Genomic DNA, 17,975 nt, shown 5'->3' with positions numbered 1-17,975 from the left:
CTTTCTATTTTCATACAAAACAAGAACGCAACATCTCATTAGGTATTTCTTAACGGCTCGTTTAGTATAAATTAACCTTTTCACGTTATAGAAGGGGCGCTTTACATTGGTTCTATGTATTCAACCATTAATTGTAATGTTTGATTGCCTCTAAATTCATTGATATCTAAGCGATAAGCCAACTTCACTTTTTGTACCGACGCATCAGGCCAACGACGAATATCAATATTAAAGGCGATGGCATCAACCATTTTATTGGTAGGGAAATCTCTATGAATTGGCTCTAACATTAATTTAAGATGTTTTTCACCAACCAAACGCTGATTCAATACTTTAAATTCACCATCAAAAATAGGCTCAGGGAAAGCTTGTCCCCACGGGCCACCAGCTCGAATAATTTCAGCAGTGCCTAAGGTAAACTCTTCTGGCGTTAATTCTCCATCAGATAATACAATCCCATTTAGCGCCTCTTCTTCTACGGATTCTCGAACCACATCATCAAAAGCTTGGCTGAATTTCTTATAATCAACCTCTTTAATGGTTAAGCCTGCCGCCATTGCATGACCACCAAATTTTAAAATCAATCCTGGGTTACGAGTATCAATCAAATCCAATGCATCACGCATATGAAAACCAGGGATAGAACGGCATGACCCTTTAATGAATCCATCGCCACCATCAGCAAAAGCGATCACTGGACGGTGATATTTTTCTTTAATGCGAGAAGCGAGAATGCCAATGACACCTTGATGCCAATCGCGTTGGAATAACACCAATCCAAAAGGCAATTCTGTCTGTGCACCAAATTCAAGTCGCTCACAAATCGCCATTGCTTCATCTTTCATGCCTTGCTCTATCTCTTTACGAGTTTGATTTAAAGCATCTAGCTCTGAAGCCATGCGGCGCGCAGCGTGAATATTATTAGACATCAGCAATTCAACGCCAAACGACATATCATCCAATCGGCCAGCGGCATTAATTCTTGGCCCAAGCGCAAAACCAAAATCAGAAGCAACAATTCGAGAAGGAACTTTATTCGCTACTTCAATTAGCGCCTGAATACCCGGACGGCATTTTCCTGCACGAATACGTTGAATACCTTGATGCACCAAAATGCGGTTATTTTCATCCAATGCCACCAAGTCAGCGACGGTTCCAAGTGCGACTAAATCTAATAAATCGGCCAAGTTAGGAATAGGAATATTTTGAGTTTCAAACCAATTGTTTTCACGTAAACGTGCACGAATCGCTAACATCAAATAAAACGCGACGCCAACACCCGCTAAAGATTTAGACGGAAAAGCACACTCTTCTAAGTTTGGATTTACAATCGAATCAGCAATAGGCAAAGAAGACCCCGGTAGATGGTGATCGGTTACAACCACTTGCATTCCGTAAGCTTTAGCTGCCGCTACTCCTTCAATGGATGAAACGCCGTTATCCACCGTCATGATGATTTCAGCGCCCATCGCCTTCGCTTGATCGACAACATCAGGACTTAATCCATAACCATCTTCAAAGCGATTTGGCACTAAGTAATCGACATTACTGCTGCCCATCATTCGAAATGCCATTACAGATAGTGCCGAACTCGTCGCGCCATCGGCATCAAAATCACCCACGACAATAATACGAGTTTGCTTTGCTATCGCTTCAACTAAAATATCAACGGCTTTAGTAATGCCATGCATAGATTGAAATGACAGCAGCGATCTCGCCCCACGGTCTAACTGAGCGTTTGATGTTATGCCACGAGCAGCATAAATCCGTTGTAAGATTGAAGGAATTGAACTCGGAAGTGCAGGTATTTCTGGAATAAGACGACGTTTCACTTCAATCATGATAATGGCCCAAGGTTAGATTTATAAAGATAAAAAAATCCCCGCAGCATACTTAATTTAAATAAGTATTGCGGGGATTTAAATTCGGTTAAGAAAGAATTATTTTTCTAAGTCTTTCAAAAGCTCTTGTGCTGGTTTGTAACCAGGAACGAGATCACCATTAGGCAGTACAATCGCAGGTGTACCGTTTACACCCATTTTACGGCCTAATAAGTATTGTTCTTTAATGATGTTCTTACACTGAGCGGTTGCTGGTTTTGACCCATTAATTGCACGGTTTGATTTTGCATCTTCCATCGCCTGTTGCTTATCATCAGCACACCAAATCTGAGCCATTTTATCAGCAACAGAACCTTGGTAACCTTGGCGAGGGTATGCTAAATAACGTACAGTAATGCCAGCATCATTATAGTCTTTCATCTCTTTATGTAACTTAGTACAGTAGCCACAAGTAATATCAGTGAAAACTGTAATGACATGCTTTTCATTTTTCGCAGGGAACACGATCATGTTTTCGCTTTGACTATCAACTAATTTAGCAAAACGAGCCGCTAATAAATCTTTCATGTTGCCATTTTCATCAAACTCAAAAATACGACCTTGAATAAAATGTTTACCGTCACCTGATACATAAAAAATACCAAATGGCGTTTCTACTTGTTTAAATCCATCCACTTCAGAATCGTGAATTGCTTCAACAGGCAAGCCTAATGTCGTTAAACGCTGAGTAATCGCTTGCTCTGAATCAGTCTGAGAAGCTTCAACCACTGATGGTGACGCTGCTTTTTCTTTTGCTTGCTCATCAGAACACGCGGTAAAAGAAATAACACTTAATAAAGCAATACACATCGCGCTAGTACGGCGAATAAATGACATAAAAGTACCTATAAAAAAAGTAATAATAGAAGGTTTAAATTTTAGAGTAGTAAACCAACAAGAAGTTCCCTTTCACTTATGAACGAGGGTGGTGTTCTTGATGGATCTGTTTCAAACGTTCCGTTGCTACGTGAGTATATATTTGTGTTGTCGAAAGATCACTATGTCCTAGCAACATTTGTACGACACGTAGATCTGCACCATAGTTTAGTAAATGTGTCGCAAACGCATGCCGTAAAACGTGAGGCGATAATTTGTCAGTATCAATACCGGCGATCACTGCGTAATGTTTAATACGATGCCAAAAGGTTTGTCTTGTCATTTGTCTTGCGCGTTTGCTTGGGAATACCACATCTGAACTCTTTTCACCAAGTAAGGCTGGGCGCCCTTGGTCTAAAAAAGTTTGAATCCAATCAACCGCATTCTCCCCCATTGGAACCAAACGCTCTTTATCACCCTTACCAGTAACACGAACAACACCTTGGCGAAGGCTCAAATTTTCCATGGTTAAGCTAACTAACTCAGTTACACGTAGGCCTGTTGCATAAAGCAGTTCTAACATGGCGCGATCTCGAAGCTCTAATGGATCGTCTACATTTGGCGCTTCTAATAAATCGTTTACTTGCTCTTCACTTAAATCTTTTGGTAATCGTTGCGGTAGCTTAGGGCTCATCAATAATGCGGTTGGATCATCACCACGAATTTTCTCACGATGTAAATACTGAAAGAATCGACGAAGTGCTGACAACATACGAGCTCGTGAAGTCTGTTTGTATTCTTTATCTACCAAGTACGCTTGATATTCATTTAATCCCATTGCTGAAATAGAGGCACATTTATAATGATTATCTTCTAGCCATTGCAGTAATTTCACCAAATCATTTCGATACGAAGCCAAGGTATTTTCTGATAAGCCACGCTCCATCCACATGGTATCTAAAAAACGTTCAATTAAAGCCATATCATTGTTCATTGCCATCACCATTTACTGAAAACCAAAAAATACTGGTTAGAATTACAGTATTAAACAATTATCACTGCTTTCATTGCAAGTTTAATTTTAAGAATCATTTGCGGTACACTAGGCTTTCGTCCTCATTAATATGGTAGTTAAAATGAAAATTGGTCTGTTTTACGGCTCTTCCACTTGTTATACCGAAATGGCTTCTGAAAAAATCAGAGCAATCATGGGTGAAGAACTGGTTGATATCTACAATATTAAAGAGACATCAGTAGCAACAATGAATGATTACGATCTGCTATTGCTTGGGATATCAACGTGGGATTTTGGTGAAATTCAAGAAGACTGGTTAGCCGTGTGGGAAGAGTTAGATGGTCTTTCTCTAGAAGGTAAAACTATTGCTCTATTTGGTCTAGGAGATCAAGAAGGCTATGGCGAATGGTTCTTAGATGCAATGGGTCTATTGCACGATGAATTAAAAGCAACAAACGCTAAGTTTATCGGTTATTGGAAAAATGAAGGTTATCAGTTTGATGCATCAAAAGCGTTGACTGAAGATGAATCTCACTTTGTTGGTTTGGCGTTAGATGAAGACAGCCAATACGATAAAAGTGATGAGCGTATTGAGCAGTGGTGTGAACAAGTGTTAGTGGAATATCACGATTCACTTTAAAACTAGAAACGATACGCTTTGCTAACTAGATCGCTTCGCTCCTATAAAAGAAAAGAGCGAGTAAACTTAAACAGTTACACTCGCTCTTATAATTTCTAGTTTCTAGAATTATGCGTTTTCAGTTACTAGTTCGTCTTCTTTCTTACCAACAAAACGAACAGCAATCATCGACACAAACGTTGGGATAACCCAAGCCATACCATGCTCAAACATTGGTAGCATAGAGAATGCTGACATATCTGCACCCGCCACTTTCGCTGCATCTAATACCGCAAAACAGGTCGCAACTAAAATCACAACACGGTATGCAAGACGAGGATTAGGCATAAATTTGCGAGTAAATGCTAACGCAACTAATGCAATTGCCACTGGGTAAAGTAAAAATAACACAGGAACAGACAGTGTAATCAATTGAGTTAATCCTACGTTAGCAACTACTGCACACGCAACACCAACCACAATAACCCATGTTTTGTACGTTACTTTACAGATAGAGCTAAAGTAATCTGCACATGCAGAGATAAGACCAATAGCCGTGGTTAGACATGCAATTAATACGATAACTGATAATACGATTTGGCCAGAAGACCCAAATAATGCATGAGTATAAGCAGTTAGAATTGCACCACCATTTTCAGCACCGGCTGCAACCGTACTTGATGTCGCACCTAAGTAGAATAAAGAAATATATACAAACGCCAAACCAAGAGCAGCAATACAGCCCGCCATTGTTAAATACTTAGTTGTTGCTTTGTGCTCTGTAATGCCTTTCTTTTTTAATGCATCAATAATTAAAATACCAAACATTAACGCACCAAACGTATCCATGGTGTTGTAACCTTCAAAGAAGCCCGTCGTTAAAGGTTGATCGATATAGTTGCCTGTTGCTGCCACAATGTCACCTTGTGGGTTTACAAATACCGCAATCGCTAAAATGATTAAACCGACAAATAATGCAGGTGTTAGAAATTTACCAATCGTATCGATAAGCTTTCCTTGAGACCATGCAAAAAACATTGCGATTGAAAAGAAGGCAATTGAGAATAGAGTTAATGATAACTGTCCAGCTTCTGCTGACATAAATGGTTTTGCAGCCATCTCATAAGCAACCAAGCCTGTACGTGGTGCAGCAAATGCAGGGCCAATAATCACAAACATCAGGATTGCCATGATCATCGCGACTTTTGGTGGTAAATCACGAGTAAGCTGCTGCCAAGAACCGCCAGCAATACCAATAGCAATGATTGTTAATAATGGTAACCCGACCGCTGTAATTAGAAAGCCACCCATTGCACTGTATACGTGCTCACCCGCCATTTGACCTGCGATTGGTGGAAAGATGATATTACCTGCGCCTAAAAAGAAGGCAAAAAGCATAAAGCCAACGGCAATGATATCGGTGAGTTTTAATGATTGTTTCATAAGAAACCCTTGTATAATGTTGTGTGTATTAAATGTTGTGTTTTATATCTTTTTTGATATTTATGTAAGAATAATGAACAAATTATCAATAATTCGCAATAGCTTAGATAAAAACACCATAATCAAATTGCCACAGGTCCAAAAAGCAGTGTAATCATCTATTAATCGCTTTTATAAAAGAGTGATCAATTAACATTAAAAGAATCAACAAAAGATCAAGAATAGAACATCACACTAATTAACATTAAAATTACAACATTAACAACCATTACCATTTAAAGGGCAACTATGAATAAAAGCTTCACTTTCAAACAGTTCCATATCGATATTGGTGATTGTGGGATGCCCGTCAGTACTGATGGCGTCTTATTGGGGGCGTGGGCCAGTATTACAAATAGCTTATCTATAATAGATATAGGCTGTGGAACAGGCCTACTTAGCTTAATGTGCGCTCAAAGAGAGGCTCTAAGTCATATTGATGCTGTTGAATTAATGCCTGCTGCCGCTAAAGTCGCACAAAAAAATATTGACCGCAGCCCATGGCATGATCGAATTCAATTATTTCATCAGGACATTCTTTCGTATCTGCCTGAAAAAAAATACGACGCGATTATTTGTAATCCGCCTTATTTCAATAATGGAGAGCAGTCCAAAAAAGGAGAGCGTTCTTTTGCCCGCCACACAGACTCTTTATCATTTGGTGATCTTTTATCCCAAAGCAAGAAATTACTCTCACCAAAAGGACGAGCTAGTTTCATTCTTCCGCTCTTTGAAGGCACTAAATTTATTGAAATAGCTAAAAATGACGGTTTTAACTTAACTAAACTGACAAATGTGAAAACAACAGAAAAAAAAGAAGTTTCTCGTTTATTGATTGAGCTTTCTCTTTTTCCTTATAACTTTCAAGAGAATACATTAATAATTCATAGTAAAAATGGCTATAGTGGTACCTTTATTGAGTTAACAAAAGGCTTTTATCTCAATATGGATTAAAAGATCGGTGATCCATCTCTAATAAATCATTATAATGTCTGGCTAACATCATATTTATACTCTTTAGACCTGAACGGAGAATCTACAGTGATCAAAACGTTTGCTGATCTCGATCTATCCCCTAACCTACTGCGCGCTCTTGAGGAGATTGGTTATCAACGTCCAACTCAAGTTCAGGCTATGGCTATCCCTGAAGCATTAGAAGGTAAAGATATCCTTGCTTCTGCTCCAACTGGTACTGGTAAATCTGCAGCTTTCTTATTGCCAGCCCTACAGCATCTTGACGATTTCCCTCGTCGTGATCCTGGTCCTGCGCGCGTATTAATCCTAACTCCAACTCGTGAGCTTGCTATTCAAGTCGCAGATGAAGCTCGTGAGCTAGCAAAATATACTCACCATAAAGTATTCACAATTACTGGTGGTATTAGTTATCAAGAACATGCTGATATTCTTGCAAGAACTCAAGATATCGTTGTGGCAACTCCAGGACGCTTAATGGAATACATCGAAGCTGAACGCTTTGACTGTCGTGCTATTGAAACACTGATCCTAGATGAAGCTGACCGTATGTTAGATATGGGCTTTGGTCCTGTCGTTGACCGTCTTTCAAAAGAGTGTCGCTGGCGTAAACAAACCTTCTTATTCTCTGCAACATTAGAAGGCCGTGGCGTTGATGGTTTTACTGCTGATCTACTAAATGAACCAGCAAAAATCATTGCAGATCCCTCTCGTCGTGAACGTAAAAAAATCACTCAGTGGTATCACCGTGCAGATAGCTTGCCGCATAAAATAGAACTACTGAAAAGTATTCTAACAAACCAAACTGAGCGCGCTATTGTGTTTGTAAAAACTCGTGAGCGTCTTGCTGAACTTCGTGGTCACTTAGAAACCGCAAAGATCTCATGTGCTTGGTTGCAAGGTGAAATGCCTCAAGAAAGCCGAAATAACGCGATTACTCGTTTCCGTGATGGTAAAGTTAACGTGTTGATTGCTACCGATGTAGCGGCTCGTGGTATCGATTTACCTGATGTTAGTCATGTAATTAACTTTGATATGCCTCGTACCGCTGATGTGTATTTACACCGTATCGGCCGTACTGCTCGCGCAGGTAAAAAAGGTAACGCGGTTTCTTTAATCGAAGCGCATGACCAAAAGATGATGGAACGCGTTGGTCGTTACGTTAAAGAAGAAGATGAAATCATTAAAGAACGCTTTGTTGAAGGATTAAAACCACAACATAAAAAAGCGGTATTTAAGAATAAGCAGAAAAAGAACGCGAAGAAAAAAGCGGCTTTAGCGAAGAAACTTGCACCGAAGAAGAAAAAGAAAAAGTAATTTCTATACGCTTCGCTAGCTAGAACGCTACGCGCTAGAAACGATAAAAGCAGTCTGTATTTACAGGCTGTTTTTTTATTTTAAAAAGAAAGAGTTCAGATCGCTTCGCTTGAAGAATTCAGAAGTACGCGCTATTTTTCTGTAGAAAATAGATACTGCATCTAAATTATCATAACACCTACACCTTTAAATTAGATGATCTACTCACATAGAAAGTCACTAAGAAATCATAATACTTACCACAAACACCTCTGAACCCTTTAAGGGAGCTTGCGACCGATCTGAACCCTGCTCTTCCCTGATTACAGACATAAAAAAACCCGCTATTAGCGGGTTTTTTATTAACTCAATTCGAGCGGTCTATAATAAAAATTATAGTACGTCGATTGCGTTAAGGTCAGCAAATGCTTTCTCAAGACGAGTAACCATAGAAGCTTGACCAGCACGTAACCATACGCGTGGATCGTAGTACTTCTTGTTTGGCGCAGATTCGCCAGTTGGGTTACCGATTTGACCTTGTAGGAATTCAAAGTTTTCAGCAGAGTAAGTACGGATACCGTCCCATGTAGCCCACTGTGTATCAGTATCGATGTTCATTTTGATAACACCGTAACCGATAGACTCTTGGATTTCTGCTTCAGAAGAACCAGAACCACCGTGGAATACGAAGTTTAGAGCGTTAGGTGCAATACCGAATTTCTCTGCACAGTAAGCTTGAGAATCACGTAGGATCTTAGGAGTAAGAACAACGTTACCAGCTTGGTAAACACCGTGTACGTTACCGAAAGATGCAGCGATAGTGAAACGTGGGCTAACAGCCATTAGTTTCTCGTATGCGTATGCAACGTCTTCTGGTTTAGTGTAAAGCTCAGACTCGTCCATATCAGAGTTATCTACGCCATCTTCTTCACCACCAGTACAACCTAGTTCGATTTCTAGAGTCATGTTCATCTTAGCCATACGCGCAAGGTATTTAGCAGAGATTTCGATGTTTTCTTCTAGAGACTCTTCAGAAAGGTCGATCATGTGAGAAGAGAATAGAGGCTTACCAGTTTGTGCGAAGAATTCTTCACCAGCGTCTAGTAGACCGTCGATCCATGGAAGAAGTTTCTTAGCAGCGTGGTCAGTATGAAGGATAACTGGAACACCGTAAGAAGCAGCAACAGCGTGTACATATTTTGCACCAGCTACAGCACCAAGGATTTGTGCACCTTGACCTTCAAGTTTAACGCCTTTACCAGCGAAGAAACCAGCACCACCGTTAGAGAACTGAACAACAACTGGAGCTTTAACTTTAGAAGCTGCTTCTAAAACACCATTGATTGAATCAGTGTTTACTACGTTTACCGCAGGAAGAGCAAATTTGTTTTCTTTTGCAACTTCAAATACTTTCTGTACGTCGTCGCCAGAAATCACACCAGGTTTTACAAAATCGAAGATCTTAGACATGGAAATAGTCCTATTTATTCTATCGTTTTAAAATTAAAAAACTTACGTTCAAATTTTTGCAAACGTTTGCTCACAACTTTTGCTATTGTATCAATAAACATGGTCATCAACAAACGCAAAAAGCGGGAATCAAAAATCCCCGCTTTTCAAATAATTATGCTTTAGCACGCTCTTCAAGCATTGCTACAGCAGGAAGTACTTTACCTTCAACGAACTCAAGGAATGCACCGCCACCTGTAGAAATGTAAGAAACGTCAGCTTTGATACCGAACTTATCGATAGCTGCTAGCGTATCACCACCACCTGCTACAGAGAAACCTTCAGAATCAGCGATTGCTTTAGAAATACCTGCAGTACCTGCTTCAAAGTTTTTGAATTCAAATACGCCAACTGGGCCATTCCAAAGAATTGTTTTTGCGTTGCTGATGATTTCAGCAAGAGCAGCAGTTGAATCTGGACCAAGGTCGAAGATCATGTCGTCGTCTTGTACTTCAGAAACGTGCTTGATTTCAGCTTCAGCGTTTTCATCAAATGCTTTTGCACATGCAACGTCAGTAGCTACTGGGATTGCACACTCTTTCATTAGTTTTTGAGCAGTTTCAACTAGGTCAGCTTCGTATAAAGACTTACCTACGTTGTGGCCTTCAGCAGCGATGAATGTATTCGCGATACCACCACCAACAACAAGTTGGTCAGCGATTTTAGATAGAGACTCAAGAACAGTCAGTTTAGTAGATACTTTAGAACCACCAACGATAGCAACTAATGGACGAGCAGGCTTATCCATTGCTTTACCTAGTGCTTCAAGTTCAGCAGCTAGAAGAGGACCAGCACACGCTACAGGAGCGTTCATGCCAACACCGTGAGTTGACGCTTGAGCACGGTGAGCAGTACCAAATGCGTCCATCACGAAGATGTCACATAATGCTGCGTATTTTTTAGAAAGCTCTTCTTCGTTCTTCTTCTCGCCTTTGTTAAAGCGAACGTTTTCAAGAACAACTAGCTCACCAGCGTTTAGTTCAAGACCATCTAGGTAATCTTTCGCTAGTTTAACGTCACAATCTAGTGCGTCATTTAAGTAGTTAACTACAGGAGCTAGAGAGAACTCTTCGTTGTATTCGCCTTCCGTTGGACGACCTAGGTGAGAAGTAACCATTACTTTAGCGCCAGCTTCCAAGCAAAGCTTGATAGTTGGTAGAGATGCAAGGATACGAGCATCAGAAGTTACTTTACCATCTTTAACTGGTACGTTTAGGTCAGCACGGATAAATACGCGTTTACCTGCAAGTTCCAGGTCAGTCATCTTGATTACAGACATGTTTTGTCCTCTCAATTAAATAATAAAAAGTTTTCAAGCTCGGCATCATTGCCAAACCGATTAAATTCTTACTGCATTATTCAGTAAATAGGGATGGAGTTCACTTTTTTCAAGGTGAAAATTAATCTTTTTTCTCTTTCCATCACAAATTGTTTGATTGATGCTTTTATTTTCTCATTACTAATGCGGTATCTAACATCCGATTAGCAAATCCCCATTCATTATCGCACCAGACTAGCATTTTAACTAAATGCCCATTACTTACTCTTGTTTGTGAACCATCGACAATGGCGCTGTGGGGATCATGATTAAAGTCGATAGAAACAAGCGGCGCTTCAGTATAGTCAACAATGTTACGTAATGTACACCGAGATGCGTTAACAATGGTTTGATTTATGTCATTAACTTTCACATTTGTATTAATTGTTACACTTAAATCCATCGCAGTGACGTTTACTGTCGGCACTCGCACGGAAATAGCTTCGAATTTGTTGGAAAATTTCGGGAAAATTCGTTCAATACCTTTATGCAATTTGGTATCTACAGGAATAATAGATTGGCTAGCAGCGCGAGTTCGACGTAAATCAGGATGATAAGCATCAATCACTTGTTGGTCATTCATCGATGAGTGAATGGTTGTTATGGTTCCAGAATCAATCCCAAACGCATCATCAATGGCTTTAATAATAGGTATAATACAATTGGTAGTACATGAGCCATTGGAAACAATTCTATGTTCAGGTAATAACGTATCGTGGTTAACACCATAAATGATCGTATTATCTAAATCTGTGCTGCCAGGGTGCGAAAACAGTACCTTCTTAGCTCCCGCTTCGATATGCTTTTCACCATCCGCTTTTGAGCCATAAACACCAGTACAATCAAGAACTAAATCAACGTTTAATGAACTCCATGGTAAAAGAGAAATATCAGCTTGATGCAGAATCCGTACTTTATCTTGAGTACCATCAGGTAAGTCGATATAAAGATATTCTTGATCGTGGGTGACTTTATGCTGGAAACGTCCATGTGTAGAGTCGTACTGAAGAAGATGTGCCATCCCTTCTGGTTGTGACAATTCATTCACCGCAACAATTTCTATTTGATCACGTTTTCCGCTTTCATATAAAGCACGAAGAACACTGCGACCAATTCGGCCAAATCCATTTATCGCCACTCTTAACATAATTCCATTCACTCAGATTTATTTGCTACCTATTGTACTCTTTTCGCTTTTTTCTTAAAGGATCAAAAAAGCGAAGCCACCTCTCGATAACTTCGCTTTTTATTCAGTTATTCACTTTTATTAAGCGAATGACTTTTGATTAAGCTAAAAGCTCTTTTGCTGTGTTTACTACATTTTCAGTAGTGAAACCAAACATTTTGAATAGCTCGTCAGCAGGTGCTGATTCACCAAACGTTGTCATGCCGATGATCTTGCCACCGAAACCAACGTACTTGTACCAGAAATCAGCAATACCGGCTTCAACAGCGATACGCTTAGTTACTGATGACGGTAAAACCGCTTCACGGTACGCTTCGTCTTGCTTATCAAATGCATCAGTAGATGGCATAGAAACAACACGTACTGATTTACCTTCCGCAGTCAGTTGAGCCGCAGCTTCAACCGCTAGTTCTACTTCAGAACCTGTTGCAATAAGGATAAGCTCAGGTTGGCCTTCACAATCTTTCAGGATGTAACCACCCTTCGCGATGTTAGCTACTTGCTCAGCGTTACGATCTTGTTGTGCAAGATTTTGACGAGAGAAGATTAGTGCTGATGGGCCATCACGACGTTCAATCGCTAGTTTCCAAGAAACAGCAGATTCAACTTGGTCACATGGACGCCATGTGCTCATGTTTGGTGTTAGACGTAAAGAAGCGATCTGCTCAACAGGTTGGTGAGTCGGACCATCTTCGCCAAGACCGATAGAATCATGCGTGTACACTTGGATGTTTTGAGTTTTCATCAAAGCAGCCATGCGCATTGCGTTACGTGCGTATTCCATAAACATTAGGAAAGTCGCGCCGTATGGTACGAAACCACCGTGCAGAGCAATACCATTCATGATAGCTGTCATAGCAAACTCACGAACACCGTAGTGAATGTAGTTACCAGAGAAATCTCCAGCCGTTAGAGATTTAGAACCAGACCACATGGTCAAGTTAGATGGTGCAAGGTCAGCAGAGCCGCCCATGAACTCAGGTAACATAGATCCAAACGCTTCTAATGCATTTTGAGAAGCTTTACGTGATGCGATGTTTGCAGGATTCGCTTGAAGATCAGCAATGATTGCATTTGCTTTCTCTTCCCACTCAGCTGGCAAGCCACCGTTTACACGACGCTTATATTCAGCAGCCAATTCTGGGTGAGCAGCTGCGTATGCATCAAATTTTGCATTCCAAGCAGATTCTTTTGCTGTGCCTGCTTCTTTTGCATCCCACTCGCCATAAACATCAGCAGGAATTTCAAATGCAGCGTATTCCCAGCCAAGCTTCGCTTTAGTTGCTGCGATTTCATCAGCACCTAGTGGAGCACCGTGGCAATCGTGCGTACCTTCTTTGTTTGGAGAACCAAAACCAATAATAGTTTTAGTACAAATCAAAGTCGGACGAGGATCTGCTTTTGCTGCGATGATTGCAGCATTGATTGCGTCAGCATCGTGACCATCTACAGCCGGAATTACGTGCCAGCCGTATGCTTCAAAACGCTTAGGTGTGTCGTCAGAGAACCAACCTTCAACTTCACCATCAATAGAGATACCGTTGTCATCCCAGAAAGCAACCAGCTTACCAAGACCTAATGTACCCGCTAGAGAACATGCTTCGTGAGAGATACCTTCCATTAAACAGCCATCGCCCATGAACACGTATGTGTTGTGGTCAACGATGTCATGACCTTCACGGTTAAATTGTGCCGCTAATGCTTTTTCAGCCATCGCCATACCAACACCGTTAGTGATGCCTTGGCCTAATGGACCTGTAGTAGTTTCGATGCCCGGTGCATAACCGTACTCAGGGTGACCTGGAGTTTTAGAATGCAGTTGACGGAAGTTCTTTAAGTCTTCGATAGACAGGTCGTAACCTGAAAGGTGAAGCAGAGAATAAATCAGCATTGAACCGTGGCCATTCGAAAGAATGAAACGGTCACGATCAGCCCACTCTGGATTTTGTGGGTTATGATTTAGGTGGCTACGCCATAATACTTCAGCGATGTCTGCCATACCCATTGGTGCGCCTGGATGGCCAGAATTTGCTTGTTGAACACCATCCATGCTTAAAGCGCGGATTGCATTTGCTAGATGTTTACGTGAAGACATGCCTGCTCCTGAAAATTCGAAGGACTATATGTTTATTGAGCTAGTTAACTCTTGATTAGTTATCCATAAATATGGATTAACTTAAATTTGCAGCGCCATATTGTCGCAAAGGCTTATCTGCACTGCAAACGATTACTTAATAAATAAGAGGCTTTTTTTCACGATTTTGAAAGAAAACTGTCTTTTTATAGGAAATTATTAGCCCTTAACGCAAACGATTGGTTATGTCTTATATTAATTTTCTTAACGGAAATGAGTTGTAATTAATCAATTATTCTCTATTATAGCCGTCTAGATGGAAAAACACCTACACTGTTAAACGTATAGACTTACATAGTCTGTGGGTATTTTCTTAAAATTTATTACCTATAGAAGTGGAGCTCATCATGGCTAAGCACCTATTTACCTCTGAGTCAGTATCAGAAGGTCATCCAGATAAAATTGCAGACCAAATTTCAGATGCAGTACTTGATGCGATCTTAGAACAAGATCCAAAAGCACGTGTTGCTTGTGAAACGTACGTAAAAACTGGCATGGTTATGGTCGGTGGTGAAGTAACTACTTCAGCATGGGTTGATATCGAAGAAATCACTCGTGAAACCGTTCGTGATATTGGCTATGTTCATTCAGACATGGGTTTTGATGCGAACTCTTGTGCCGTATTAAATACGATTGGTAAGCAATCTCCTGACATCAACCAAGGTGTTGATAAAGCAGACCCAAGAGATCAAGGCGCTGGTGACCAAGGTATCATGTTTGGTTACGCAACAAACGAAACACCAATTTTAATGCCAGCTCCAATTACTTACTCTCACCTACTTATGCAAAAACAAGCAGAAGTACGTAAGAGTGGTAAACTAGACTTTTTACGTCCAGATGCTAAATCTCAAGTAACTTTCCAATACGACCAAGGTAAAATCGTTGGTATCGATGCTGTTGTTCTTTCAACACAACACTGTGATTCAGTAACAACGCCTGATCTTCGTGAAGCGGTAATGGAAGAAATCATCAAGCCAGTACTTCCTGCAGAATGGTTAAATAAAGAGACTAAATTCTTTATTAACCCAACAGGTCGTTTTGTTATCGGTGGCCCAATGGGTGACTGTGGCCTGACTGGTCGTAAAATCATTGTTGATACTTACGGCGGCGCAGCTCGTCACGGTGGCGGTGCATTCTCTGGTAAAGATCCATCAAAAGTTGACCGTTCAGCAGCATATGCTGCACGTTACGTAGCGAAAAACATTGTTGCTGCTGGCATGGCTGATCGTTGTGAAATCCAACTTTCATACGCTATCGGTGTTGCTGATCCAACATCAATCATGGTTGAAACGTTTGGTACTGAAAAAGTATCTCACGACATCATCATTGAAGCGGTTCGTCAGCACTTCGATCTACGTCCATACGGTTTACAAGAAATGCTTAACCTTCTTCAGCCAATCTACAAGAAGACGGCAGCATACGGTCACTTCGGTCGTGAAGAGTTTCCTTGGGAAGCGACAGACAAAGCTGAAATCCTTCGTGATTTCGCTGGTATTAAGTAATTTATTACTTAAACTGACACTAAAAGGAAGCTTCGGCTTCCTTTTTTGTTTTTTACCCCCATATACTTTTTATATTTATGATTCGATATCGGCATTCAAAATAAAGAGATTCAATGACCCCACTTCAACAAGCCTCCATTGCTAAAGCTCAACAATGTATTCAACAAGCATCAGCCTTTTTTAATCGCCCTTTTTCTCTACCAGAGATTAATTTTACTCAGCGTGGGAAAATTGCAGGTACAGCTCGCCTTCAAGGATGGGAAATCAGAATTAATCCCGTATTATTAGAAGAGAATCAACAGACTTTTATTAATGAAGTGATCCCCCATGAAATCGCCCATTTGATTACATTTAAACTGTATGGTCGAGTGAGACCACACGGAAAAGAGTGGCAAGGTGTAATGAATCAAGTTTTCAATTTACCGGCAAGAACCACACACAGCTTTAGCGTTGATTCGGTAAAGGGAAAAACCTTTCCTTATCGTTGTAAATGCACAACACACGAACTTACTGTTCGCCGCCATAATCGAGTTCAACGTAAAGAAACCCAATACCTTTGTAAAGCGTGTCAGTCACCATTAAAGCTTTCTAGACGTCGTTTACAAACAACAGAAAAATAGAAAACACCCACTTTCTCACTCTAGTAATTAATTTATCTATAATGCGAATTAACAATAAGCTACCCTTACTGTATTAATATAATAATCAGTAGGTTTACCATGACATTAATTCGCTTAGTTATCAGCATTATCGCTATAACTTTTAGTTTCAGTGCACTTTCCGCTCCCCCTTCTTCATTTTCTAAAGCTAAAAAATTAGCCGTAAAAATCTATCTTGATCACCCTACCTCTTTCTATTGTGGTTGTGACATTACATGGAAAGATAAAAAGAAAGGCATTCCTGACTTAGAAAGCTGTGGCTATGAAGTGCGTAAACAAGAAAAACGCGCTAGCCGTATAGAATGGGAACACGTAGTCCCTGCTTGGCAATTTGGTCATCAACGCCAATGTTGGCAAGATGGTGGACGTAAAAATTGCACCCGAAAAGATAAACAGTTCAAAATGATGGAAGCCGATTTACATAACTTAGTTCCCGCTGTTGGTGAAGTTAATGGTGACCGTTCTAATTTTAGGTTTTCACAATGGAATGGCAGTAAAGGGGCTAATTATGGTCAATGTAGCTTTAAAGTCGATTTTAAAGGACGCGTTGCTGAGCCACCTGCACAATCACGAGGTGCGATTGCCCGTACCTATATGTATATGAATAAAGAGTATCGCTTTAACTTATCTAAAGCACAGCGCCAACTAATGGAAGCATGGGATAAACAATATCCAGTTTCAGCTTGGGAATGTGAACGAGATAAGCGTATTGCCAAGATCCAAGGTAATCACAATCAATTCGTCTTCAAAGCGTGTACTAAATAACTCAACAGACTCTAAATAGAGGTTGAAAAAGTACCGTTTAGCCTCCATCCTTAAATATAAGATAGTTAAAGAAAAGTAGACCATGAGAATACCAAGAATTCATCATCCAGATGCCCTTCCATCACAAGGGAAAATTAATTTAAGTGATGATGCAGCCAACCACGTTGGTCGTGTAATGCGAATGAAAGAAGGCGAGTCAGTATTACTGTTTGATGGCAGTGGTGCGGAGTTTCCTGCTGTGATCACTTCAGCCTCTAAAAAAAGCGTTGAAGTTGAAATCAGTGAACGTGTTGAGCGTAGCAGTGAATCACCGCTAAATTTACATTTAGGCCAAGTGGTTTCTCGTGGTGATAAAATGGAATTCACCATTCAAAAATCGGTTGAATTAGGCGTTAATGTCATTACTCCTCTAATTTCAGAGCGTTGTGGTGTTAAATTAAATAAAGAACGCTTCGAGAAGAAACTCGACCAATGGCAAAAAATTGCAATTGCAGCTTGTGAACAGTGTGGACGTAATACTGTTCCTGAAATTCGCCCGATCATGTCATTAGAAGAGTGGTGTGCTGAAGAGTATGAAGGACTAAAACTAAACCTTCACCCAAGAGCAAAATACTCTATCAATACGCTACCAGAGCCTGTCACTAATGTACGCTTGTTAATAGGCCCTGAAGGCGGTTTATCGTCTGATGAAATTAGCATGACAGAACTATACAAATTTGAAGAAACGTTGCTAGGTCCCCGTGTTCTTAGAACCGAAACCGCAGCACTTACTGCAATTACTGCCCTACAAGTTCGTTTTGGCGATCTTGGTTAACTGGAGAA

At 40.4% G+C, this 17,975-nt stretch carries 15 protein-coding genes; 7 read left to right on the top strand and 8 right to left on the bottom strand.

What is annotated here, in order from left to right; translation table 11 throughout:
* Nucleotides 1-101 precede the first annotated feature (101 nt).
* The 3 genes from recJ to xerD all read right to left on the bottom strand — a co-directional run bounded on the left by recJ (nt 102) and on the right by xerD (nt 3,690).
* Nucleotides 102-1,841 (bottom strand): single-stranded-DNA-specific exonuclease RecJ, encoded by a 1,740-nt coding sequence (gene recJ, locus AC2INI_RS02205; RefSeq protein ID WP_122036631.1) that lies wholly within the window; start codon nt 1,839-1,841, stop codon nt 102-104.
* A gap of 99 nt (nt 1,842-1,940) precedes the next feature.
* Nucleotides 1,941-2,717, bottom strand: a complete 777-nt coding sequence (gene dsbC / locus AC2INI_RS02200; protein WP_122036630.1) for a bifunctional protein-disulfide isomerase/oxidoreductase DsbC — start codon at nt 2,715-2,717, stop codon at nt 1,941-1,943.
* 76 nt (nt 2,718-2,793) lie between these two features.
* On the bottom strand, nt 2,794-3,690 hold the full coding sequence (gene xerD / locus AC2INI_RS02195; protein ID WP_060992475.1) for a site-specific tyrosine recombinase XerD: 897 nt from the start codon (nt 3,688-3,690) through the stop codon (nt 2,794-2,796).
* A 142-nt stretch (nt 3,691-3,832) separates the two neighbouring features.
* Here xerD and fldB point away from each other — a divergent pair, with 142 nt between their 5' ends.
* Nucleotides 3,833-4,351 carry a flavodoxin FldB gene (gene fldB, locus AC2INI_RS02190; protein ID WP_375321774.1) on the top strand — a complete coding sequence of 173 codons (519 nt, stop codon included), beginning with the start codon at nt 3,833-3,835 and terminating at the stop codon, nt 4,349-4,351.
* A gap of 108 nt (nt 4,352-4,459) precedes the next feature.
* Here fldB and brnQ read toward each other — a convergent pair whose 3' ends face one another.
* A complete protein-coding gene (gene brnQ, locus AC2INI_RS02185; protein WP_122036628.1) occupies nt 4,460-5,773 on the bottom strand; it encodes a branched-chain amino acid transport system II carrier protein in 1,314 nt (437 codons plus the stop codon).
* A gap of 288 nt (nt 5,774-6,061) precedes the next feature.
* On the opposite strand from brnQ, the gene AC2INI_RS02180 reads away from it, so the two are divergent.
* Together AC2INI_RS02180 and srmB are read left to right on the top strand one after the other, a co-directional pair.
* Nucleotides 6,062-6,766, top strand: a complete 705-nt coding sequence (locus AC2INI_RS02180; RefSeq protein ID WP_122036627.1) for a tRNA1(Val) (adenine(37)-N6)-methyltransferase — start codon at nt 6,062-6,064, stop codon at nt 6,764-6,766.
* A gap of 87 nt (nt 6,767-6,853) precedes the next feature.
* Nucleotides 6,854-8,101 (top strand): ATP-dependent RNA helicase SrmB, encoded by a 1,248-nt coding sequence (gene srmB, locus AC2INI_RS02175; RefSeq protein WP_122036626.1) that lies wholly within the window; start codon nt 6,854-6,856, stop codon nt 8,099-8,101.
* A gap of 372 nt (nt 8,102-8,473) precedes the next feature.
* Here srmB and fbaA read toward each other — a convergent pair whose 3' ends face one another.
* The 4 genes from fbaA to tkt all read right to left on the bottom strand — a co-directional run bounded on the left by fbaA (nt 8,474) and on the right by tkt (nt 14,188).
* Nucleotides 8,474-9,550: a class II fructose-bisphosphate aldolase gene (gene fbaA / locus AC2INI_RS02170; RefSeq protein ID WP_122036625.1), complete on the bottom strand. Its 1,077-nt coding sequence runs from the start codon at nt 9,548-9,550 to the stop codon at nt 8,474-8,476.
* Between the two features lie 154 nt (nt 9,551-9,704).
* Nucleotides 9,705-10,868, bottom strand: a complete 1,164-nt coding sequence (locus tag AC2INI_RS02165; RefSeq protein WP_105054003.1) for a phosphoglycerate kinase — start codon at nt 10,866-10,868, stop codon at nt 9,705-9,707.
* Between the two features lie 166 nt (nt 10,869-11,034).
* On the bottom strand, nt 11,035-12,054 hold the full coding sequence (gene epd, locus AC2INI_RS02160; RefSeq protein WP_122036624.1) for an erythrose-4-phosphate dehydrogenase: 1,020 nt from the start codon (nt 12,052-12,054) through the stop codon (nt 11,035-11,037).
* 139 nt (nt 12,055-12,193) lie between these two features.
* Nucleotides 12,194-14,188: a transketolase gene (tkt, locus tag AC2INI_RS02155; RefSeq protein ID WP_486305251.1), complete on the bottom strand. Its 1,995-nt coding sequence runs from the start codon at nt 14,186-14,188 to the stop codon at nt 12,194-12,196.
* A 386-nt stretch (nt 14,189-14,574) separates the two neighbouring features.
* Here tkt and metK point away from each other — a divergent pair, with 386 nt between their 5' ends.
* From metK to rsmE, 4 genes are all read left to right on the top strand, one after another.
* Nucleotides 14,575-15,729: a methionine adenosyltransferase gene (gene metK, locus AC2INI_RS02150; RefSeq protein ID WP_122036622.1), complete on the top strand. Its 1,155-nt coding sequence runs from the start codon at nt 14,575-14,577 to the stop codon at nt 15,727-15,729.
* Nucleotides 15,730-15,842: 113 nt separating this feature from the next.
* The gene (locus tag AC2INI_RS02145) at nt 15,843-16,349 is read left to right on the top strand and encodes a SprT family zinc-dependent metalloprotease (RefSeq protein ID WP_486305250.1); all 507 of its coding nucleotides are present in this window, start codon (nt 15,843-15,845) and stop codon (nt 16,347-16,349) included.
* 99 nt (nt 16,350-16,448) lie between these two features.
* Nucleotides 16,449-17,153: a deoxyribonuclease I gene (gene endA, locus AC2INI_RS02140; protein ID WP_122036620.1), complete on the top strand. Its 705-nt coding sequence runs from the start codon at nt 16,449-16,451 to the stop codon at nt 17,151-17,153.
* 82 nt (nt 17,154-17,235) lie between these two features.
* The gene (rsmE, locus tag AC2INI_RS02135) at nt 17,236-17,967 is read left to right on the top strand and encodes a 16S rRNA (uracil(1498)-N(3))-methyltransferase (protein ID WP_122036619.1); all 732 of its coding nucleotides are present in this window, start codon (nt 17,236-17,238) and stop codon (nt 17,965-17,967) included.
* Nucleotides 17,968-17,975 lie beyond the last annotated feature (8 nt).

The organism is Aliivibrio friggae (assembly GCF_057368515.1).
This window is presented reverse-complemented; position numbering and strand designations above follow the sequence as displayed.